Origin of the sequence: Pelagibacterium sp., assembly GCF_965249125.1 — a bacterium.
Classification (GTDB): domain Bacteria; phylum Pseudomonadota; class Alphaproteobacteria; order Rhizobiales; family Devosiaceae; genus Pelagibacterium.
In genome coordinates this window covers 2,716,701-2,738,513 of sequence record NZ_OZ252217.1, presented here as the reverse complement: position 1 = coordinate 2,738,513, position 21,813 = coordinate 2,716,701, and the positions used below count along the sequence as shown (strand labels likewise).

Sequence of the window (21,813 nt, the reverse complement as noted above, 5' to 3'; positions counted from 1 at the left end):
AATCAAAATGGTGCGCCGGGTCGATGAACGGCCTTGTTTTGGGCGCAGTAGCGCTGTAATGATCGTTTTCATACGTTCGATGCGCTTGGCTACCTGATCTGCCGGTTCTGCCGGTCACTTGGATATCCTTTATTGCAAGACGTTGGGTTCGGCGCATGTCGCGCGCGAACTATTCGCCATTCGAAAGGATCCCTAGATGATCACTGGCAAAGTCAAATTCTTCAACACCACCAAGGGCTTCGGCTTCATTCAGCCCGACCAGGGCGGCCAGGACGCCTTCGTCCACATTTCCGCTGTGGAACGTTCGGGCATGACCACGCTGACCGAAGGTCAGGCCGTTTCCTACGAGCTGGAAAAGGGCCGCGACGGCCGCTCGTCTGCAGTCAACCTGCAGCCGGCTGACTGATTTCAGGCATTTGCCTCGAAATCGAAGGTTTTGAGAAGGCCGCCGCGAGGCGGCCTTTTTTCATTCCCGGTCCGCGGCCATCCGCGCCAGTTTGGCGATGGTGTTCATGTTGCGCGCCGTGCCCTCCTTGGCCGCCGGTATGGCCAGCTTCGACCGCCCCATCCCCGAGCCATAGGAAACGTAGATCTCCCGCTTGCCCAGGCGCACCTCTTCGTCTTCGGCGCGGTTGCGCAGGGTTTCGAGAGCATCGCCGGCCGGCTTCCCGTTGAGAAAGATCGCCACAGTGAAATTCGGCTTGGCATCGGGAAACGGGTTGGCGTTCAAGACTGCGGCCATCTCGCTGGCCGTCCTCACCACGACGCCCACCGGTTTGCCCGCATAGGCTGCAAGTCGCTCCTCCAGCGCCTTGCGCACCTGTGCTTCACTGAGATCGGAAACAAATACCACATTGCCGCTGGCGATATGGGTCTTGACCTCCTCGAACCCCGCCGCTTCGCACATCGCGGTGAGTTCGCTCATCGGCAGTTTCCCGGTCCCGCCCACATTGACCGCGCGCAGCAGCGCGATATAAGCGGTCATGTGCGCCCGGCCGCATCGAGCGCGGAGAAGTCCTCGTCGGAAAGCTCGATATTGGCGGCGGCAACGTTTTCTTCGAGATGAGCAAGTTTCGATGTCCCGGGAATGGGCAGCATCACCGGGCTGCGCTTGAGCACCCAGGCCAGGGCGATCTGGCTGGGCGCCGCTCCGTGTTTTTTGGCGATCCCCTCGAGCACCGATCCAGGCTTGGCCAGGCTCCCCGCCGCCAGCGGAAACCATGGGATGAACCCGATCCCATGCGTTTGGCAATAGTCGAGAACATCCTCGCTGTTGCGATCCACCAGATTGTAGCGGTTCTGGACGGTGGCAACGGGAAACACCTCGCGTGCCGCCTCGATCTCGGCAACGCTGACCTGGCTCAGCCCGGCATGGGCGATGATCCCTTGATCGAGCAGCGCCTTGACCGCCCCGAACTGTTCCTCGCGCGGCACGCGCGGATCGATGCGATGGAGCTGCCAGAGCGCAATCTGTTCAACCCCGAGCTTTTTGAGGCTCTTTTTCGCCTGCTCGATCAGATAGTCGGGCATGCCGTTCGGCGCCCAACGATCCGGTCCGGCCCGCGTCAGCCCCGCCTTGGTGGCGATCAGAAGCCCCTCATAGGGGTGCAGCGCCTGCGCGATCAGTTCCTCGGAAACGTCGGGCCCGTAAGAATCGGCGGTGTCGATGAAATTGACGCCGAGTTCGGGCAGGCGCTTGAGCGTCGCCATCGCCCCGTCGTGATCGGCCGGCGGCCCCCAAATGCCGCGGCCGGTGATCCGCATCGCGCCGAATCCGAGCCGGTTGATGGTGAAATCGCCCAGCGAGAATGTGCCCGAAGCGGCGGCGTTGACGGTATCGCTCATGATGCAAGTCCCTTTCGTTTCCCGCCACCCTAACGCCTTCAATGGGGCCAACCCAAGGCCCTGGGGCCAGCAAAAAGGCCGGCACGCGAAACCTCGCGTGCCGGCCCGATTGCTTGCTGATGGCTGATGACTCAGTCCATGCCGATCTTGCCGCCATCGGCCTTGGTGATGGCGACGACGGACGGACGGACCGGCATGTCGTCGCGGAAATCGGGCCAACGGGTCGAAAGGTCCTCATAATAGGACGGACGGCCATGGCCTTCCCAATCCTCTCCGCCATCGGCGGGGTGCTGGACGGCGACAAAGAACGTGGTCAGGTCCGGGGTCGGCAGTGGGCCGCACATTTCCCCGCCCACCGGCACGCGGTAGAACAGCTTTGAGGTGCCACGCGCATCGCCTTCGATATCGACGGCCCAAAGCCCGTCCGTGCGCCCGGTCGCCGAGGGCGAATTGCCGTCGGTGGAAACCCACAACCGGCCTTCGCTGTCGACGGCGGCGTTGTCGGGCATGCCGAACCAGCCGTTTTCGGTCGTTGCTGTCGAGAAAGTTGCGCCCACTTCGGCGATCGAGGGATCGCCACACTGGAGCAGGATTTCCCAGCGGCCCGTGGTGGCGGCGAAATCGCCACCCTCTTCGTGGATCTCGATGATGTGGCCAAAGGCGTTTTCGGCACGCGGGTTGGCGGCGTCCACCTGCTCCTCGCTGCGGCGCGTGTTGTTGGTCAACATCACATAGACGCGGCCATTGCTTGCGTTTGGCTCGATGTCTTCGGGGCGGTCCATCGGGGTGGCACCCACAAGATCGGCGGCCCGGCGGGTTTCGATCAGAACGTCGGCCTGGCTTTCAAAGCCGTTTTCGCCGGTCAGCGGACCTTCGCCGAAAGTGAGCGGTAGCCATTCCATAGACCCGTCTTCCTCGAAGCGGGCCACATAGAGCGTACCGTCGTCGAGCAGGTCCATGTTTGCGGTGCGTTCCTCCGCGTTGAACCTGCCGTTGGTGATGAACTTGTAGACATAGTCGAAACGCTCGTCATCGCCGCTGTAAAACACCACCCGGCCGTCCGGGGCGACGATCGATTCGGCGCCTTCATGCTTGAAACGGCCCAGCGCAGTGCGCTTCTTGGGAGTCGAGGAGGCATCCATGGGATCGACTTCGACCACCCAGCCGAACCGGTTCATTTCGTTGGGTTCTTTGGAGACGTCGAAACGGTCGTGGAAATTGGCCCATTCATAGCTGTTGCCCGGTGCGCCAAGGCGCTCGTAATTGGCGGCTTCGCGGTGATCGGCGGCCAGCTCGCCCGAGAAATAGCCGTGGAAGTTCTCTTCCGCCATCAGATAGGTGCCCCACGGGGTTGTCCCGCCGGCGCAATTGTTGAGCGTGCCGCGCACCTTGGTGCCGGTGGCGTCGGCGCTGGTCTTGAGCCGGTCATGCCCGGCCGCCGGGCCGGTGATTTCCATTTCGGTCTCACCGGTGATGCGGCGGTTGTAGGGGCTGCCTGCGACGCGCTGCCATTTGCCGTCGACCTTTTCGATCTCGATGACCGAGCCGCCATGCGCCATGATCTCGATATCGACCTGTTCAGCCGAAAGCGGACCCTGCTGCGGCGCGCCGTCGACGATCGTCACGAGCCCTGGAAACATCAGGTGGGCATTGGTGTATTCATGGTTGACCAGCAGCAGGCCATGCTCGGAGGAGCCTTCGAGCGGCACATAGCCGACATAGTCGTTGTTGTAGCCGAACTGACCGGCCTGCGCCTCGGGCGTCTGGTTGGTCGGGTCGAATTCGGGCGCGTCATTGGTCACCGGGTCGCCCCAGCGCATCAGGATATCGGCATTATAGCCCTCGGCCACGTGATGATCGGCATCGACGCCTGCCTCCACCTCGGCAAAAGAAAAGACCGAGCCTTCCTGCGCCCTTGCCTTTTCGGCGGTCAGCAGGGCCAGCGGGCTGACCGTCGCGGCAATCGCCGTTGTGGCCAGCGAACCCTTGAGAAATCCGCGGCGCGAGAAACGGCGGGAAATCAGCTCGCCCATCGTCGGATTGGACGTGGGATTGACGGGATCGAACTCGGCGTTTTCGAGACCCTGGGTCGGAAAGGTGGGATTGTGCTCGTTCATCGGGAAGCCCTGCTGGGTTGCGTTGCGGGGCTCATGGTGCAGGTGTGAGGCCGGTATCCATGAGCGGTAGGGGTGCTCGATGGCGTGGATGACATTCCCGTCCTCCTTCCGCCGGCGCCCGTCCGCGGAAGCTAGGGCCGGGAAATAACAGTGTTATGACATCGCATTCCATTATGGGCCGGCGACCCATTTTCCACACGTTGGTGCGTCGGGCGGCCACGGGTGAGCGATCGGCTGACCTCGGGGTGGAAGCTGCTCAATTGACTTAACTAACTTGTTAGTTAAAAGTGCTGACCGAAACGGACGGGTGAAGCCGGGGTGGAAGGGAAACCATGCGGAACGTTGCCGCAAGCGCTGTGGAGATTGCGCATCGCAGCCTCGACCAATTGGGCGAAACGCCCCTTTGGTGCGACCGCGAGCGCCTAATTTGGTGGCTCGATATCGAAAGGCCCACGTTGCATCGCCTGGACCCGGCGTCCGGCAAACATGATGCGCGCTCGTTTGATGCGACCTTTCTCGGCTCGCTGGCATTGGCTGGCAATGGCGAAAAGCTGATCGCCACAGACCTCACGCTCAATCGACTGACCGGTGACGGCAGCCTTGCGGAAATGGTCAGCGTCGATGCTGGGCTCGACAACCGCCTCAACGATGGACGGGTCGACCCAAACGGCCGGTTCTGGGTCGGCACCATGGACAACCAGCTCCATCGCCCCAATGGCAGCCTCTACCGCATCGATGCCGACGGCACGGCCCATGCGATGATCGACGATGTCATCGTCTCTAACGGCATTGCCTTTTCGCCAGATGGCAGGACCGGCTATTTCACCGACACCAGACGACACCTCTCATGGCGCCTCGCCATCGATCCCGACGATGGCGCGATTATCGGCAGGGAGGTTTTTGCCGACTACGCCCAAACCGGCGACCGCCCGGACGGCGCCACCATCGATGCCGAAGGGTGCCTGTGGCAGGCGTTCTTTGCCGGTGGCCGGATCGTTCGGTACGCGCCCGACGGCCGGATCGACACTGTCGTTGAAATGCCCGTCACCAATCCCACCTGCGTGTGTTTTGGCGGGCCTGATTTCCGCACGCTCTTTGTCACGACGGCCCGCAAGTTTCTTTCCGACGACCAACTGGCCGCCGAGCCGCTGGCCGGCTCGCTTCTGGTCGTCGAGGGCATCGGACAGGGCGGCCCCGAACACAGATTTGTCTTTTCCTGAAACCCCCTGAGGAGGAACCCAGAAATGACCATCCCCACCAAGACCCTTTCGGCTTTGGCCGTTCTGGCGCTCGCGGCGCCGGCGGTCGCAATGGCGCAGGAACCGATTGCCCTGCGCTTTTCCGATTCCACAACCGCCGAAGCTCCGCGCTCGGTGGCGCTGACCGACATGTTCGCCGAACGTCTGGGCGACGATTTCGAGTTCCAGCCCTATTTCTCCTCGACGCTGATCCCCCAGGGGTCCGAGATCGTGGCCATCCAGCGCGGCAACCTCGAAATGTCGCTGCTGCCGCCCTCCGATTTCGCCAAACAGGTTCCCGCCTTCGACATTCTTGGCGCCGCCTATGTTATTCGCGACCCCGAGCACCTTCAGGCTGTTTTCGCCAGCGATGTCGGCGACCAGTTCCGCCAGATGGCCCGCGACGAAATGGGTCTCGAAATTCTCGGCATTGCCTATTACGGCGCCCGCCACGTCAATCTGCGCGGCGACCGGGAAGTGATGACTCCCCAGGACCTCAACGGCGTCCGGCTGCGCATGCCGGGCGGCGAAAGCTGGCAGTTCCTCGGGAGCGCCATTGGCGCCAACCCCACACCGATGGACTATGCCGAAGTCTATACCGGACTTCAGACCGGCGCCATCGACGGCCAGGACAACCCGCTCCCCAACAATCAGCTCATGAAGTTCCATGAGGTGACCGATCAGATCGTCCTTACCGGCCACAACATGGGCTTTGGCATGCTCATCATCAACGCGGACCTGTTTGCTTCGCTGACCCCCGAGCAGCAGCAGACCATGCGCGATGCAGCGACCGAGGCTTTTGCGTGGTCCGACCAGCAATATATCGATCAGGAAGCCGAACTCGTCTCGTTCTTCCAGGAAGAGGGCCTAAAGGTCTATGAGCCCGACCTCGAAGCGTTCAAGGCATATGCGCAGGAACAATACCTTGCGTCCCCGCTCTCCCAGTCCTGGCCCGAAGGCATGCTCGAGCGCATCAACGCGCTCTAGAGCGCTTCCAGGATAAGTGGGCACCACTTATCCGGTTCGGAAGCGCGACAAAACAAAGACTTAGAGCAATTGAAGCGATTCGAAGAAGCGCTGAAATGCTCTAGGACGCCTTGAGGCCCTGACGGCAACAAGGCAAGCACGGGCTCTCCTCTCCCCTAACGGAGAGGTGAGCCGACTTCCGGTTCCGTGAGATGTTGAACCGCTCTGGTATGAGGCGGCCTGAAACGAGCACAGGCCCGCGGCAAAAACGGCGGGGCTTTTTATTCAAGCCCACTGCTTCTTCTTGCTGGTCTTGCCGATGCCGGGGTTGAAGCTGTTGGTGGGGTCGAGAGATTTGTAGAAATCCTCGAGCGCCGGCTTGGCCGCATAAAGGTGTCCCACATTGTGCTCGGCGGGGTATTCGGCGCCGCGCGTATCGAGCAGGGCCAGCAGCTTTTCCTTGATGGCGGGAACGTCGGCGCCCTTTTTGATCATATAGTCCTGATGCATGACGTGGCAGAAAAAATGCCCGCACAGCACCTTGTACTCGATCTGCGCTTCCAGATCGGCGGGCAGTTCGGGCAACCAGTCGATCTCGTTGCGCGGCAGCGCCACATCGAGCGCCAGAATGTCCTCGACCTCATGGGAATGGGTGGCGCGATAGCGCACCGCCGCGCCGCCAAAGGCAAAACGGTGCAGGAAAGCGTCGGCACCCTCCTGCGGTGTGCATTCGAAATAATCCCCGCTCGCCGACGGAAAGATGCCCTCGAGATAGGTCCGCGCCTCGGCGATGCCCTCTCCGCCCATGCGGATCATCAGGTGGTGCTCGAACCGGTCGCGATAATCGTTCATCCGCTTTGGCAGATGCTCGGGCAAAAGTCCGGTAATCATCTGCACGATGCGATCGGAAATCGCGCCGCCCAGCCCGAGCTTTTCGGTAATCCCGTCCACCCAGCTTTTGGCCGCGAACGCGGTCGGTATCCGGTCGGTGCCGAACCGCTTGATGATCAGGAATGTGTCCTTGCCGTATTTTTGCGTCAGCTTATAGCCGTCGCGATGCAGATATTCCCCGGCGATCGGCAAATGGGCAAACCGGCTCAGCATGTGCCGCCGGATCGTATTGAGCTCGAGCGGGTCGTTCGATCCGATATAGAAAACCTGCGTGTCCTTGTCCGCCGCAAAGGTGTCCAGCCGCAGCGCGAACACTGCCAGCTTGCCCGCGCTGCCCGAAGCCTCGAACAGTTTGCGCGGGTCGGCGTTGAACCGGGCAGGGGTATCGGCCTCGATGTCGCGCACATGGATATGGTAATCGTGGTCCGAAGCGCGCCGGTTGCCCTCGGGCGCAACGTCGGCCTCTGAATACTCGCCATTGTCGAGCCGCGAGAGAATGGTTTCGGCCCCGTCCCCAAGCTCCACCCCCAGATGGTTGACCAGTTTCAGCGTCCCGTTCTCATCCACCTGCGCGTAAAGCGCCAGCTCGGTATAGGCCGGGCCGCGCTGGATCAGCGATCCGCCCGAATTGTTGCACACCCCGCCGGTCACCGACGCCCCGATGCAGCTCGACCCGATCACCGAATGCGGCTCGCGCCCGATGGGCCGCAGCGCCTTTTCGAGCTTGTCGAGCGTGACGCCGGGCAGGGCGATCACCTGGCTGCCCCCCGAGATCAGGTCGATGCGTGAAATCCGCATTGTATTGATGATGACGATGGGGCGGTCATAACCCTCCCCGAACGGGGTGGATCCGCCGGTAATCCCGGTATTGGCCGCCTGGACGATGACGATGACCCCCGCCTCCACGCACGCTTTGAGCGCCCGCCATTGCTCCACCAGCGTGCCCGGCCGCACCACGGCCAGCACGTGCCCGTCTCCATAGCGATATCCCTTCCGGTAGCGCCGCGTCGCGCGATCACCCACCAGCACATGGCGCGGGCCGACAATGGAACGGAAAGTGGAAACGAGTTGCTCGGTCATGGGCGGTCCTCTCTGCTGGCGGAGGACCATAACGCCATGGGCACGGAATGGAAGAGCCCAACCGGTTCAGACGTTGAACGGTTCGGCGAGCATCGCTTCGCGTTCGGCCTTGCGGTTGAGCGGATAGGCCTTGTCACTGTAAAGTTTTTGCAGATCGCGCGACGAATAGCTTCGCCCCGCAACGATCATCCGCGCCCCGTGAAGGCTCACTGGCGGCACCTCTTCTAGTGCAAATCGAATGGCCTTTGCAGCGCTCGGGAACCGTCTCGATCCCTGCTCGAGCGCGGTCCGCCAGTCGCGGCCCAGATAGAGGGACGCTTCGGCGTTGAAATCTATGGTCTTCATTTGTCTTTCTGGCCGCCATTTGACGGCCTCGTCTTAACGATAGCGGCGCCACGTTTATCGGGCAGCCTTGCTACGGTTTTATGATTGTCTGAAATGGCTCGGAAGAGGGCGCTGCCATCAGCGCGTTTCCAGCAAAAGCGACATCACTTTTGCGATTGGGCAGCGCGAAAATCAAATCGCGCACCATCGAGCCTGACCGCTATGTATGCGTTCGCCACCGGATTTGCAAGGCGGACGTAATGTCTGACTATCGGGCGAGGGCCTCCCCGGCGCCAACCACACCCGCCGCCGTCATCCCGGGCGAAGACCCGGGATCCAGTACCCCCAGCGCCCCGGCCCGGCCCACCGCCTCTGCCACGCGACACATAAGAAGACCCCTCACCGGCCTGCCGGCCACCCTCTCCCCAGAGGGGCGAGGGTTTATCGTGCCGAACGGCCCAAGATTGCCGGCAGTATTGGCGTATCCACAGCCCGGCTCCCTCTCCCCTCGGGGGAGAGCGTTTGGGTGAGGGGGCCTTGAGCGCATGCGGCATTCTTACCTCTCCCTTGGGGGGAGAGGTCGGCGCGAAGCGACGGGTGAGGGGGCCTTACTTTACTCGCCGGTCTAAGACAGCGGCCTAAACCGCTTCCAGCGCCGCCGCGATCCCCTGGCCCACGCCGATGCACATCGTCACCAGCGCGCGCTTCTTGCCCGAAAGGCTCAGCTCCAGCGCCGCCGTCCCGGCAATCCGCGCGCCCGACATGCCCAGCGGATGCCCCAGCGCAATCGCGCCGCCATTGGGGTTCACAAAGTCCGCGTCCTCGGCAATCCCCAGCCCACGCAACACGGCAATCCCCTGGCTTGCAAACGCCTCATTGAGTTCGACGAGGTCGAAATCCGAAGCAGCCAGCCCCAGCCGCCCCATCAGCTTTTGCGAAGCGGGCAGGGGCCCGATGCCCATGACGCGTGGCGGCACACCGGCGGTTGCACCGCCAACGATCCGCGCAATCGGCGTCAGGCCGTATTTCTTCACCGCCGCTTCGGACGCGATAATCAGCGCCGCCGCACCGTCGTTGACGCCCGAGGCATTGCCTGCCGTCACCGTGCCGCCTTCTTTCTTGAACGGCGTGGGCAGCTTGGCCAGTGTTTCCAGCGTTGTGGCGCGCGGATGTTCGTCCTTATCCACCACTACGGGGTCGCCCTTGCGCTGCGGGATGCTCACCGCAACGATTTCCTTGCCCAGCCGCCCATTGGCCTGCGCCGCCGCCGCCTTGTCCTGGCTGCGCACCGCAAACGCGTCCTGATCGGCGCGGGAAATCTTGTAATCCTCAGCGACGTTCTCGCCGGTCTCAGGCATGGAATCCACGCCATATTGCGCCTTCATGGCCGGGTTGACGAAGCGCCAGCCAATGGTCGTGTCGTAGATCTCCGCATTGCGCGAAAACGCCGACTCGGCCTTGGGCATGACGAACGGCGCCCGGCTCATCGATTCAGTGCCCCCCGCAATCATCAATTCGGCCTCGCCCGCCTTGATGGCCCGCGCCGCTGTCAGCACCGCGTCGAGCCCCGATCCGCATAGCCGGTTGATCGTCGTGCCCGTCACCGTGACCGGCAATCCGGCCAAAAGCAGGCTCATGCGCGCCACGTTGCGGTTGTCCTCGCCCGCCTGGTTGGCGTTGCCGAAAATCACGTCCTCGACCGCCTCGAAATCGACCGAGGGGTTGCGCTCGACCAGCGTCTTGAGCACCAGCGCCCCCAGATCGTCAGGCCGCACTTTCGACAGTGCTCCCCCAAACCGCCCGATGGGCGTGCGGATGTAATCGCAGATAAAAGCTTCGGTCATGCTGCCCTCCCGCCCGCATGGGCGCGCTTGGTGCGTTCGTTGAGATCGCGCAGGGTCGAAAGCTCGATCTCGCTCGGGGCAGGGGTCACTTCGAGATCGTCGGCGAATTTCACCGTCCACCCGCAAGTCTCCTGCACCATCTCGCGCGTCACGCCTTCGTGCAGCGAAACCACAGTGAATTCCTTGGTCACCGGATCGGGCTTCCAGATCGCCAGATCGGTTATCAAAAGCGTCGGCCCCTTGGTCTTGATCCCCAGCCGCTCGCGGTGATCCCCGCCCTCGCCGTGACCGAACGAGGTGAAAAAGTCGATCTTTTCCACCATCGAGCGCGTCGCCTGCTTGAGCGTGATGTAAATCTCCCCGCACGAGGTCGCGATTTCCGGCGCCCCGCCGCCGCCCGGCAGGCGCACCTTGGGGCTGTCGTAATCGCCGATCACCGTGGTGTTGATATTGCCGAACCTGTCGATCTGCGCCGCGCCCAGAAACCCGACGGTAATCTTGCCGCCCTGCAGCCAGTAGCGAAACATTTCGGGCACCGCGACGGTCGAAACCGCCGTCTCGCACAATTCGCCATCGCCGATCGAAAGCGGCAAGACGTCAGGCGCGGTGCCGATCGTGCCGCTCTCATAGATCAGCGTGATGTCGGGCGCATGGGTCAGCCGCGCCACGTTGCACGCCGCCGAGGGCGCGCCGATGCCCACGAAACACACGTCTTTGGAGGACAGTGCCCGCGAAGCGGCAATTGTCATCATTTCGGTTGGGGTAACATCGCTCATGGTCAAAGCCCCTTCACACGGTCGGCGAACGCTTCGGGCGTCGCGTTCAGGACATTCTCGTCCATCCATTTGGCAAACAGCTCGCGGTCGGCCGAAATTTCGTTCCAGGCCAGATAGGCAGCGTTGTCGCGCGCGTAATAGCCATGGGTGTAGGAGGGGTGCGCCCCGCCCTTGACCTTGGCAATCGCCGTCACCGTCCAGTGCGGCAGCACCGTGAGGTTGGGGTGCATGCCCTTGAAATCGGGCACGATCTCCTCGACCGTCACCACGACCTTTTTCGCCGCCAGCGCCACTTCCTTTTGCACCCCGACAATGCCCTCGATCAGCACGTCGCCCTTTTCGTTGGCCTTCTGGGCGTGAATGAAAGCCACGTCCGGATTGTGGGCCGGCACCGTCGCCAGCTCCTCGCCCGTATAGGGGCAGGTGATCGATTTGATGTCGGGATTGACCTTGGGCAGGTCGGCGCCCTTGTAGCCGCGAAACACCGCGCAGGGCAGACCCGCGGCCCCCGCCGCATAGGCGTTCGCCATGGCCGCGTGCGAATGCTCGACGGTCTCGATGGCGCGTGGATGCTTGTTCTCGATGGCGTCGCGCATGCGGCGCAACAGGCCCACGCCCGGATTGCCCGCATAGGAAAAGATCACCTTTTTCGCCATGCCCATGCCGATCATCTGGTCATAGATGATGTCGGGCGTCATCCGGATCAGGGTCAAATCCTTGAACCCCTGCCGGATCGCCTCGTGCCCCGCCGCGTGCGGGATCAAATGCGTGAACCCTTCAAAAGCGACGGTATCGCCGTCCTTAAGGTTCTCGCGCACCGCCTGCTCGAGCGGCATGATCTTGCTCATTGGTCTCCATCCCGGAAAACAGTTCTATAACCGATAGCATAATTAACACTGGCGAAAGCGCGCGGTAAAATGATAAATATGCGGCAATGTATAACTTAACGTCATACGATGGAGCTTTCGCTGAGGCGCTTGCCTCCTTCTTGCCTTCGCCTCTCGAGGGGAGAAGGTGCCCCGAAGGGGCGGATGAGGGGTGCGCAGCGCTTGCCTCGATCACCCGAGCAGACATAGGCGCCCAATGCCCCTCATCGACCCGCGCATAAAGCTCCGCCATCTTTCCTGCTTTGTCGAGACCGACAGGCATGGCGGCGTCGTGCCCGCGGCCGAGGCGTTGGGGCTGTCCCAGCCGGCCATCTCGAAATCGCTGGCCGAACTCGAAGACATTCTCGGCGTCGCCCTGTTCGACCGCACCCGCCGCAGGCTGGCGCTGACCGAATTCGGCGCCCAGTTCCTGCGCTACGCCAATGCCGCGCTCGCCGCACTGCGGCAGGGCGTTGAATCGGTCTCGCTGGCCAGCCATGCCGATGCCGTGGTGCGCCTCGGCGCGCTGCCCACCGTCGAAGTGGAAGTGGTGCCACGCGCCGTCGCGCGCTTTGCCATGGGCCCGCTTGCCGCCCGCCTGCATGTGGAAAGCGGCCCCAGCCCGCACCTTCTCGGTCTGCTGCGCACAGGCGCCATCGACCTCGTGGTCGGGCGCATGCCCGCGCCCGATGTCATGGCCGGGCTCAGTTTCGAGCATCTTTATTCCGAACCGCTGGTCCTCGCCGTCCGCCCCGGCCATCCGCTGCTCTTGGCTCCCGCGCCATCCCTGCGCATGGTTGAATCCTACCCGGCGCTTGTGCCCCCGCGCGGCGCCATCATCCGCCAGACCGTGGAAACCGTGCTGCTGGCCGCCGGAATCGCCCGTCTGTCGCGCGAGATCGAAACGGTGTCAAATTCGTTCGGTCGCGCCTATGCCCTTTTGACCGATGCCGTATGGTTCATTTCCCGCTCCGTGGTCGCCGCCGATCTGCAAAGCGGTGCGTTGGCCACGCTCGATGTCGATATGTCCGCCAGCCATGGCGCCATCGGCATCACCACGCGCGCCGGCGCCGAAATCGATCTCCCCACGACCGCCTTCATCGCGGCCGTACGGGAGGTGGCAAGTCCGGGCCAGAGCGTGTCCAGCAAAAGTGGAAACGGTTTTGCGGTTCGGACACGCGACAAAACAAAATCCTAGAGCAGCGGATTTGATTCAATCAAATCCTGATCGGCTCTGGGGCTATTTGGCAAAAACCCCGGCGAAGTCCGCAAAGCCTTTCACCTCGATCGGATTGCCCGATGGATCGGTGAAAAACATGGTCCGCTGTTCGCCCGGTTCGCCCTCGAACCGCACAACCGGGGGAATGTCGAACCCGATCCCGGCGCCCTCGAGACGATTGGCGAGCGCCTTCCAGTCATCGAGCGGAAGGACCACGCCCAGATGCGGCATCATCACCATGTGATCGCCCACCTTGCCGGTGCGCGTCGTCTTAAACGGTTCGCCCAGATGCAGCGATATCTGATGCCCGAAGAAATCGAAATCGACCCAGGTCTCGGTTGAGCGCCCTTCGGCGCATCCCAGCACCCCGCCGTAAAATCGCCGCGCCGCATCCAAATCGGTCACGTGATAGGCGAGATGAAAAACCGATTGAACCACTATGTTTTCCTTTTTTATCTATTAGCTCCGCACAGCGTTGCGCGGCGAGGTCTGGCCCTGTCGGGCGCGGCGGCGTTCGAGCCGCGCCTTGCGGGCGGTCTGAAAGCCGCTCACCAATCCGCGCACGATCACGTAAAAGAACACCCAGCAGAACAAGGCAATCGGCAGGGCGCCGATCATCATTGTCTGAAACAGCGGCAGGATGGCCCCCAGATCGAGAGAGAACAGCCCGCCCGAAAGTGCCGTGGTGTCCGCATGGCGCATCACCGCCGCCGGATCGTCGGGAAACAGCGCCGCCCGGATCGATGAGCCGAACTGGAAGCTCAGCGAGAAAAACAGCGGGAAGGTGATCGGGTTGCCCCACGCCGTGCCGATGGCTGCGGCCAGCATGTTGCCGCGCGTTACGAACGCCAGAACAAAGCCTAAAAAGAAATGCACTCCGATCAGCGGAAACACCGAAACCGCCGCCCCCGAGGCAACACCGGCCGCAATGGCGTGCGGGCTCGCCGTCAGCCGCAGCACGCGCTTTTGCAGATAGGTGAAATACCGCTTGAGCCCCATGCGGGGCCAGACGGCATCCCGCACCCGCGTCTGCCAATCTTTTTTTTGCCTGCTGTCTGCCATTCGGTTCTGCCCTGGGGCCGGTCTTGCCCGATTATCTGGGACAAATGTTAACCCCGATTGGGGGTCTGCGACCAGACAATTGCTAAAGGGTGTGGCGGTTTTGCGCAGACGCGGTAAAACAGACCTCAACGGGCGCCTTTTATGACGATAACGTCACAATGGCTGTGGCCAAGCGGTCTCAGGTTCGCTAAGGCCAGAATAAATCCGACAGGTCTTCCAGGAGCCCCATGTCCAAGTCAGCCATCGACAAGGATCTCAAGCGCGTCCGGCAGTTGCGTGAGGCAACCCAGGATAGCTCCCGTGCCATGGCCGCTCCGGGCATCGCGCTGGTCTTCCTGCTCGCCGCTCTCATCTGGGCCAGTTTCGCCGTATCTTCGGGTCCCCTGAGCTATCTGGTCATTATCGCCACGGTCATTGCCGCCTATATGGCGCTCAATATCGGGGCCAACGACGTGGCCAACAATATGGGCCCCGCTGTCGGGTCCAAGGCCCTCACCATGACCGGCGCCCTGGCCATCGCTGCCATCTGTGAGGCGGCGGGCGCGCTGCTGGCCGGTGGCGACGTGGTCTCCACCATATCGCGCGACATCATCGTTCCCGGCGCTCACATCGACGGCACTGCATTCGTGATGGTCATGATGGCTGCGCTTTTGTCCTCGGCGCTCTGGGTCAATCTGGCCACCATCATCGGCGCGCCGGTCTCCACCACCCATGCCGTGGTTGGCGGCGTGGTCGGCGCGGGGATCGCCGCCGCCGGGTTTTCCGCAATCATCTGGCCCACCATCGCCAAGATCGCCGCGAGCTGGGTGATTTCCCCGCTCATGGGCGGTTTGCTGGCTGCGGTTCTGCTCACAATCATCAATTTCACCATCCTGCGCCAGAAGGAAAAGGTGCTTTCCGCGCGCATATGGGTGCCGGTTCTTGTTGGCGTGATGATCGGCATCTTCGCCATGTACATGTCCATGAAGGGCCTCTCCCGTGTCTGGAAGCCCCAGGGCCATATCGTCCTGCTGATCGGGCTTTTGGCTGGCGGCATCGGCTGGTTCGCCGCCCAGCCATGGGTGCGGGCGCGCACCGAGGGCATGGACAATTCCAACAAGCAGGTGGGCACCTTGTTTCGCCTGCCGCTGATCTTTGCGACGGCCCTGCTCTCGTTCGCGCACGGCGCCAACGACGTCGCCAACGCCGTCGGCCCGCTCGCCGCCATCGTTTCGGCGGTGCAGGGGGGCGCTGTCGGTGAATCGGTTGCGCTGCCGATCTGGGTCCTGGCCATCGGCGCGTTGGGCATCGCGTTGGGGCTTGCGCTGTTCGGCCCCCGCGTGATCCGCACGGTGGGCGAAAAAATCACCAAGCTCAACGAAATCCGTGGCTATTGCGTCGCACTCTCGGCGGCCGCAACGGTACTGGTCGCCTCCGCTCTCGGCCTGCCGGTGTCGTCGACCCATATTGCGGTGGGCGCCGTGTTCGGCGTGGGCTTTCTGCGCGAAGGGTTTTCCAATCAGGGCATCCGCAACAAGGCCGTCAGCCCCGAAGGCGTCTTCCTGCGCACCGACCATCTCAACAAGACCGCCGAGGAGGCCGTCGCCAATTACCAGAAACGCCGGCGCCGTTACCTTGTCCGCCGCCAGCACGTCTTGTCCATCGGCGCCGCGTGGATCATCACCGTCCCGGCCTCCGCACTGATTGCCGGAGGGATATTCTGGGGCATGGTGCTGCTGTTCGGGCTCTAGAGTATCCGTTTTGATCAAGCGGTTTTTGGTGTCCATTTCCGGTCGTGTTTGATGAGTGTGTTTGCGAGTTCGATGAGTTTTCTCATCAGGGCGGTCAGGGCGAGTTTTGGTGGTTTTCCGGCTCCGATCATGGCGTTGTATTTTCGTTTGAGGTCGGGATTGTATCGGGCAGCGACCAGGGCTGGCATATAGAGGGCGTCGCGCAGGAACTTTCGCCCTCCCTGGATGAAAGCCTTTCCGCGCCACTGCCCCGATTGCCGTGTCATGGGAGCAAGGCCTGCAAGGCTTGCGGCCTGCTTTGGGGTCATTGTACCGATTTCGGGACATTCGATCACGATGGCGGCAGCAGTGACCGGCCCCACTCCCGGGATTGAGCACATGATATCGAAGGCCCGCGCCCGGTCCGGGCACTGGCGTACAAGGCGCTGCACCTGGGTGTCCAACTCGGCGAGGTGCCGTTTGATCTGATCGAGCCTTGCCCTTGTCTGGCGTCTGGTGATGGCCAAGGTCTGCGTCTTTTGCCGGTTCAACAGGCGTGTACGGTCCTTGATCAGCGCCATGCGCGCGATCTGCAATTCTTTGAGGACGTGTTGATTTTCGGGCTGGGGTTCATTGGGGATCGAGATCGAATGCGACGCCCATGGCAGCCAGCATGCGCGCGTCGACGGCATCGGTCTTGGCCCGGGTTCCTCGTGCCTGGGCAAATCGGCGCGCCTGCAGGGGATTGACCTTGACCAGGGGCAGGCTTGCGGCCAATGCGCGCTCGAAGGCTGCGTGATAGGGACCGGTCGCTTCATAGACGATCAGATCGGGGCGTTGGGGTCCGATCCAGCGCCTCAGGGCACGCAGGCCGGCCGGAGAATTGGCAAACCGGGCCGTCTCACCGGTTCTGGCGCTATGGGCGTCGAGATTGGCTTTCGAGATGTCGATGCCGATGCTATCCTTGGTCATCTTCGCGTGTCCTATGCTTGTCCTAGAGGGCTTGCGCCGCTCTGTATCCGTTCAGGCCTCAGGCGAAGACGGCGGTCGATCACACTCTAAAACGGTCCATCACGACCAAGCCCGTATCGATCCAACCGCCGCCAGTGCGCGCCATAAAGCACATGGCGCACACTGGCCCTTTCATCGCACAACAGCCGGTTCTTTCATAAGACAAGCGTGTCCAGCAAAAGCATGTCCTCGACCCGATCGGGGATGGAAACGGTTTTGCGGTTTGGACACGCGACGAACCAAGGACTTAGATCAAGTCCGCGATTCGAAGACCCGAAGGGCCGCGCAAGCGAAAAGCGGATTTGATCTAGGCCCCGTGATGCCTGACGACGCCCAAGATTTACACGGAATTGGCATTGTCCCCATCGCTGCCCCGGCGAAAGCCGGGGCCCATGAGGGCTTCCTCAGCCGCCAGCGGCTCGGTACCTGCTGCTGGACCCCGGCTGGAGTTTATCCCGGCGAAAGCCGGGACCGGGGAAGCGGCCGAGGGTGGCTGGCCTTTTCAAGACCTGAACGGTTTTAGCCCGTCATGCCTGCAGCGGTGCGCGCCGCGAGACAGGACTGGACGAGCGCAGCGAGGCCCCGGCCAACTTTTTGGCCGCGCCGTCGCAGGCGCAGCGGAAGGCATAGGGCGGTTTTAGCCCGTCATGCCTGCAGCGGTGCGCGCCGTGAGACAGAACGAGACGTTTCCCGCTGCGCCAGCGCCAGGGCGACATCGGCCAGCCCGTCATGGGTAATCAGCCGCTTGGCCTCGGCCAGAACCGCCCAGTGGCGATAGCGCTGCCCCATTTCCTTCCAGTCCTCGCGCTGGTCGGTGACCAGCAGCGGAAACATCTTGACCTCTATGGGCTGCGGCCGTTCCTCGGTCACCGGCAGGAAATATGAGCCGATCGGCGCGGTTTCGATCTCGCCCACCACGCCCGCTTCCTCATAGGCTTCCAGCTCGGCGCTTTCCCAGGGCGTCTTGCCATCCATCTGCCGACCCTTGGGGAAAATCCATTTCCCCCGGCCACGCGATGTGATGAGCAGCACCACCAACTGCCCGTCGACCATCCTGTACGGCAGCGCACCAAATTGCGGCCCCACCGGCTCAACGGGAGGCTTGGCAAAAAAGTGGGACCAAAGACGCATGGGCATTGATGGCGACTCCATTGCGAACGCTCGGAATCCTAGGCTGATTTGGCCCTGAACGTCAAAACAAACACCAAGGGCTGTGAATCGCGGCCAAGGGGGTTGTGCAGCCCGCTTTCCCCGATGCTACACTAGGCTGGCTCGGCTTGCCTGAGTCCCACCTCGAATCACCAACCAACCCCGGAGCAGGCAAAAGGCGATGACCGTCGAAATCGACATGGGCACGACAAAGACGGCGACGCCCGCAAAGCTCGATCTCGAGGAATTGCTGGCCACCCGCCTTCTGGTGCAGGGCAATTCCGGCTCGGGCAAATCCCACCTCCTGCGCCGCCTTCTCGAACAGAGCGCCCCCTGGGTGCAGCAATGCGTCATCGACCCCGAGGGCGATTTCGTCACCCTGGCCGACAAATTCGGCCACGTGGTTGTCGAGGCCGATCGCTCCGAGCATGAATTGACGCGCATCGCCGGCCGCATCCGCCAGCACCGCGTCTCGGTCGTTCTCTCGCTCGAAGGGCTCGAGGCCGAAGCCCAGATGCGCGCCGCCGCCGCCTTCCTTGGCGGGCTGTTCGATGCCGACCGCGATTTCTGGTATCCCATGCTGGTCGTTGTCGATGAAGCCCAGCTCTTTGCGCCGTCTTCGGGCGGCGAAGTCTCCGACGAGGCGCGCAAGCTCTCCCTCGGCGCCATGACCAACCTCATGTGCCGTGGCAGAAAGCGCGGCCTTGCCGGCGTCATCGCCACTCAGCGCCTCGCCAAGCTCGCCAAGAACGTCGCCGCCGAAGCGTCGAACTTTCTGATGGGCCGCACTTTCCTCGATATCGACATGGCCCGCGCCGGCGATCTTTTGGGCATGGACCGGCGCGGCACCGAAATGTTTCGCGATCTCGAAAAGGGCAATTTCGTCGCGCTCGGCCCCGCGCTGTCGCGCCGCCCGCTGCCCATCAGGATCGGTGCCGTCCAAACCAGCGCCCGCTCCACATCGCCAAAGCTCATGCCGCTCCCCGAAACCGGGGCCGACGCCGCCGATCTGATTTTTACCCCCGGCGCCGAGGAAGACATCCGCCCCCTCCCGCGCCGTACCGTCCAGTCTGCGCCGCGCCCCACCGCCGATATTCTGGCCCAGCTGAGCCGACCAGCGCCCAAAGCGGACCCCGAGCCGGCAAGCCTGTTCCCCGAAATCGACGAGGCCGAGCGCGCCGCCCTGATCGATGCCGTGCTTGTCGAAATCCTCGAAGACCCCGAGGCCAGCTTCCGCTCGGTCGCCGTGCTTTATCAGGATTTTCTTGTGCGCTGCCGCATCCGCCGCGTGCCGGGCACCCCGCCTGATTTGAGCGATTTCAAGCGCCGCTTCGCCGTCGCCCGCGCCGGGGTCGATACGGCGGCTGCCGAGTCCGACGTCTGGCAGACCGCCCTCGATCTGGCCCGCACGCTCCCCGAGGATCTGCAGGGTGTGTTCTTAATGGTCGCCCGCGCCGCGGTGGAAACGCTTCCCTGTCCGTCCGATGCCACGCTGGCCCGCGCCTATGGTTCCCATTCCGCCTCCCGCGCCCGGCGGCTTTTAACCTTTTTCGAGGATCGCGGCCTTATCGTCTTGCGCGAGGATTTCTCTTCCCGCCGCATCGCCGCCTTCCCCGACCTTGGCTGCGAAACCGCCCCCGGCGACGCCAACGGTCCTGCGGAAAGCCCGGACGGCAGGGCAGCGGCAGAGTAGGCTGGCATTTCCCAACGCTCGCCTTTTTGCTCAACGTTTATCCAGCCCCCACGGTCATCCCGGGCGAAGACCCGGGATCCAGTACCCCCATCGCCCATGATTGTTGCGCCAGCCTCGCCCGTTCCCATTCGCCAAAATCGCCAAATCTCCGCTTTTGACGAAATCTCCCCTTGCCCGCTCGCCATCCCCCGCTAGGGTCAAATCCATGATTTTAGCACTCGACATCGGCGGCAGCGCCATCAAGGCGGCCTTTGCGCGCGACACCGGCTCCATCGTCCAGATGGGCCGCATCGAAACCCCGCGCAATGATTTCGCCGCCTTCGTCGAAACCCTGCGCGGCATCCTTGCCGCCGTGCCCGAACGGCCCGATGCCGTCTCGATTTCCATCTGCGGCGTCGTCGATATCGAGACGGGCAAAATGATCTGCGCCAACGTGCCCTGCATCGATGGCCGCGTGCTCGATGCCGATCTCTCCGAAGCGCTCGAACTGCCCGTTTCCATCGCCAATGACGCCGATTGTTTCGCGCTGGCCGAAGCCGGGCTCGGGGCAGGGCAGGGCCATGACGTGGTGTTCGGCATCATCCTGGGAACCGGCGTCGGCGGCGGCCTCGTGGTCGAAGGCCGGCTCGCCAACCGAAGGGGCGGTTATGCCGGCGAATGGGGCCACGCGACCATCCTTGCCACCACAGCCGGCGATCCGCCCCTCGCCATTCCCCATTTCCGCTGCGGCTGTGGCCGCATGGGCTGCGTCGATACCGTTGGCGGCGCGCGCGGGCTCGAAAAGCTGCACATGCATTTGACCGGCCAGGCCCGCGACAGCCGCGAAATCGTCGTCGGCTGGGCCGGGCGCGACGAGGCGGCCAGCCGCACCATGGATGTCTATGTCGATCTCGTCGCCGCCCCGCTGGCCCTTGCGGTCAATATCACCGGCGCGTCCATCGTGCCCGTCGGCGGTGGCCTCGCCGGAGCGCCGGGCCTCATCCCCGCCCTCGATGCCGCAGTGCGCGCCTCCATCCTGCGCAAGCTCGACCGACCCCTCATCGTCCCCGCCCAGTGTGCCACCGAACCCGGTCTTGTCGGCGCCGCGCTTCTGGGCCTCGACCGGTTCGCCTATGCCTGACGCCGCGCCCTCGCATCGATTCCAGCGCCTCAAGTGGTCACGATCGGAGCCGCCATATCTCCCCTCGCCCCTTGAGGGGAGAGGGGTTGGGGGTGAGGGGTGCGCAGAGCGTCCTCAAACACCCGGTTTGCAATGTCGATAGCCCCAACCCTCGAAATCTGCGTCGACGACGCCACAGGTCTCGCCGCCGCCATTGAAGGCGGTGCCGACCGGATCGAGCTGTGCTCCGCCCTCGCCATTGGCGGGCTCACCCCTACACCGGGCCTGATGGCCCTCGCCGCCAAATCGCCCATCCCCGTTTACGCCATGATCCGCCCACGCCCCGGCGATTTCGTATTTTCCGAAGACGATGTGGCGACCATGCAAACCGATATCGACGCCGCCCGCGCCGCCGGGCTTTCCGGCGTCGTCCTCGGCGCCACAAAGGCCGACGGCACCCTCGACACGGCGATCCTCCAACGCCTCACCGCCCGCGCCACCGGCCTTAGGCTCACCCTTCACCGCGCCTTCGATCTGGCCCCCGATTTCCCCGCCGCCATCGATACCGCAATCGATCTGGGGTTCGAGCAAATCCTGACCTCAGGCGGCGCCCCACGCGCCATCGACGGGCTCGACGCCCTGCGGACCATCATCGCCCACGCCGCCGGTCGCATCGCCATAATGCCCGGCTCGGGCGTCACAGCGGATAACGCCAAAACCTTCCTCGCCCTCGGCGTCACCGACCTCCACGCCTCGGCCAGCCGCGCCATCGCAATTCCCGCTGGCCGCGCCGCCGATCTGGGCTATGTCGCACCCGGCATGAAACGCACCGATGCCGATCTTGTGGCCGCGCTCAAGCGGGCGATGACGACCGCCTGAGCGGCGCCCCACACCCTCGCTGCCCCGGGCTTGACCCCGGGCGCA

21 protein-coding genes are annotated in these 21,813 nt (G+C 63.2%); 8 read left to right on the top strand and 13 right to left on the bottom strand.

Going from position 1 to position 21,813, the window contains the following annotated elements; all coding sequences use genetic code 11:
• Positions 1–196 precede the first annotated feature (196 nt).
• Positions 197–406 (top strand): cold-shock protein, encoded by a 210-nt coding sequence (locus ACP148_RS13340; protein WP_421953171.1) that lies wholly within the window; start codon positions 197–199, stop codon positions 404–406.
• Positions 407–466: 60 nt separating this feature from the next.
• On the opposite strand, the gene ACP148_RS13335 is transcribed toward ACP148_RS13340, so the two are convergent.
• The 3 genes from ACP148_RS13335 to ACP148_RS13325 form a co-directional block, all read right to left on the bottom strand.
• On the bottom strand, positions 467–985 hold the full coding sequence (locus ACP148_RS13335; protein ID WP_421953170.1) for a DUF1697 domain-containing protein: 519 nt from the start codon (positions 983–985) through the stop codon (positions 467–469).
• Complete coding sequence (locus tag ACP148_RS13330; RefSeq protein WP_421953169.1) at positions 982–1,845, bottom strand: aldo/keto reductase; 864 nt, start codon at positions 1,843–1,845, stop codon at positions 982–984. Before ACP148_RS13330 ends, ACP148_RS13335 begins: the two co-directional genes overlap by 4 nt.
• 131 nt (positions 1,846–1,976) lie before the next feature.
• Positions 1,977–3,962, bottom strand: coding sequence for a PhoX family protein (locus ACP148_RS13325; protein WP_421953168.1), 1,986 nt, complete (start codon positions 3,960–3,962; stop codon positions 1,977–1,979).
• 332 nt (positions 3,963–4,294) lie between these two features.
• On the opposite strand from ACP148_RS13325, the gene ACP148_RS13320 reads away from it, so the two are divergent.
• Positions 4,295–5,182 (top strand): SMP-30/gluconolactonase/LRE family protein, encoded by an 888-nt coding sequence (locus tag ACP148_RS13320; RefSeq protein WP_421953167.1) that lies wholly within the window; start codon positions 4,295–4,297, stop codon positions 5,180–5,182.
• Between the two features lie 24 nt (positions 5,183–5,206).
• Positions 5,207–6,187 (top strand): sialic acid TRAP transporter substrate-binding protein SiaP, encoded by a 981-nt coding sequence (locus ACP148_RS13315; RefSeq protein ID WP_421953166.1) that lies wholly within the window; start codon positions 5,207–5,209, stop codon positions 6,185–6,187.
• Between the two features lie 264 nt (positions 6,188–6,451).
• On the opposite strand, the gene dld is transcribed toward ACP148_RS13315, so the two are convergent.
• The 5 genes from dld to ACP148_RS13290 all read right to left on the bottom strand — a co-directional run bounded on the left by dld (position 6,452) and on the right by ACP148_RS13290 (position 11,929).
• Positions 6,452–8,137 carry a D-lactate dehydrogenase gene (gene dld / locus ACP148_RS13310; protein ID WP_421953165.1) on the bottom strand — a complete coding sequence of 562 codons (1,686 nt, stop codon included), beginning with the start codon at positions 8,135–8,137 and terminating at the stop codon, positions 6,452–6,454.
• 66 nt (positions 8,138–8,203) lie between these two features.
• Positions 8,204–8,482, bottom strand: a complete 279-nt coding sequence (locus ACP148_RS13305) for a hypothetical protein (protein WP_421953164.1) — start codon at positions 8,480–8,482, stop codon at positions 8,204–8,206.
• Between the two features lie 617 nt (positions 8,483–9,099).
• A complete protein-coding gene (gene pcaF / locus ACP148_RS13300; RefSeq protein WP_421953163.1) occupies positions 9,100–10,305 on the bottom strand; it encodes a 3-oxoadipyl-CoA thiolase in 1,206 nt (401 codons plus the stop codon).
• Positions 10,302–11,081, bottom strand: a complete 780-nt coding sequence (locus ACP148_RS13295; RefSeq protein WP_421953162.1) for a CoA-transferase subunit beta — start codon at positions 11,079–11,081, stop codon at positions 10,302–10,304. The genes pcaF and ACP148_RS13295 overlap by 4 nt, the downstream gene beginning before the upstream one ends.
• Positions 11,082–11,083: 2 nt before the next feature.
• Complete coding sequence (locus ACP148_RS13290; protein ID WP_421953161.1) at positions 11,084–11,929, bottom strand: CoA transferase subunit A; 846 nt, start codon at positions 11,927–11,929, stop codon at positions 11,084–11,086.
• A gap of 235 nt (positions 11,930–12,164) precedes the next feature.
• Here ACP148_RS13290 and pcaQ point away from each other — a divergent pair, with 235 nt between their 5' ends.
• On the top strand, positions 12,165–13,145 hold the full coding sequence (gene pcaQ / locus ACP148_RS13285) for a pca operon transcription factor PcaQ (RefSeq protein WP_421953160.1): 981 nt from the start codon (positions 12,165–12,167) through the stop codon (positions 13,143–13,145).
• 42 nt (positions 13,146–13,187) lie between these two features.
• Here pcaQ and ACP148_RS13280 read toward each other — a convergent pair whose 3' ends face one another.
• Entirely contained in the window at positions 13,188–13,604 is a 417-nt protein-coding gene (locus ACP148_RS13280; protein ID WP_421953159.1) for a VOC family protein, read from the bottom strand.
• A gap of 21 nt (positions 13,605–13,625) precedes the next feature.
• Positions 13,626–14,228, bottom strand: a complete 603-nt coding sequence (locus ACP148_RS13275) for a DUF2062 domain-containing protein (RefSeq protein WP_421953158.1) — start codon at positions 14,226–14,228, stop codon at positions 13,626–13,628.
• A gap of 227 nt (positions 14,229–14,455) precedes the next feature.
• Between ACP148_RS13275 and ACP148_RS13270 the strand changes: the two genes are divergently transcribed.
• On the top strand, positions 14,456–15,958 hold the full coding sequence (locus ACP148_RS13270; protein WP_421953157.1) for an inorganic phosphate transporter: 1,503 nt from the start codon (positions 14,456–14,458) through the stop codon (positions 15,956–15,958).
• 14 nt (positions 15,959–15,972) lie between these two features.
• Here ACP148_RS13270 and ACP148_RS13265 read toward each other — a convergent pair whose 3' ends face one another.
• From ACP148_RS13265 to ACP148_RS13255, 3 genes are all read right to left on the bottom strand, one after another.
• Positions 15,973–16,518, bottom strand: coding sequence for a transposase (locus ACP148_RS13265; RefSeq protein WP_421953156.1), 546 nt, complete (start codon positions 16,516–16,518; stop codon positions 15,973–15,975).
• A 49-nt stretch (positions 16,519–16,567) separates the two neighbouring features.
• A complete protein-coding gene (locus tag ACP148_RS13260) occupies positions 16,568–16,909 on the bottom strand; it encodes an IS110 family transposase (RefSeq protein ID WP_421953155.1) in 342 nt (113 codons plus the stop codon).
• 684 nt (positions 16,910–17,593) lie between these two features.
• Positions 17,594–18,085 carry an NUDIX hydrolase gene (locus ACP148_RS13255; protein ID WP_425033537.1) on the bottom strand — a complete coding sequence of 164 codons (492 nt, stop codon included), beginning with the start codon at positions 18,083–18,085 and terminating at the stop codon, positions 17,594–17,596.
• Positions 18,086–18,278: 193 nt separating this feature from the next.
• On the opposite strand from ACP148_RS13255, the gene ACP148_RS13250 reads away from it, so the two are divergent.
• The 3 genes from ACP148_RS13250 to ACP148_RS13240 all read left to right on the top strand — a co-directional run bounded on the left by ACP148_RS13250 (position 18,279) and on the right by ACP148_RS13240 (position 21,768).
• Positions 18,279–19,790, top strand: coding sequence for a helicase HerA domain-containing protein (locus tag ACP148_RS13250; protein WP_425033536.1), 1,512 nt, complete (start codon positions 18,279–18,281; stop codon positions 19,788–19,790).
• Positions 19,791–19,995: 205 nt separating this feature from the next.
• The gene (locus tag ACP148_RS13245) at positions 19,996–20,910 is read left to right on the top strand and encodes an ROK family protein (protein WP_425033535.1); all 915 of its coding nucleotides are present in this window, start codon (positions 19,996–19,998) and stop codon (positions 20,908–20,910) included.
• Between the two features lie 132 nt (positions 20,911–21,042).
• Positions 21,043–21,768: a copper homeostasis protein CutC gene (locus ACP148_RS13240; RefSeq protein ID WP_425033534.1), complete on the top strand. Its 726-nt coding sequence runs from the start codon at positions 21,043–21,045 to the stop codon at positions 21,766–21,768.
• The last annotated feature ends 45 nt before the right edge of the window (positions 21,769–21,813 follow it).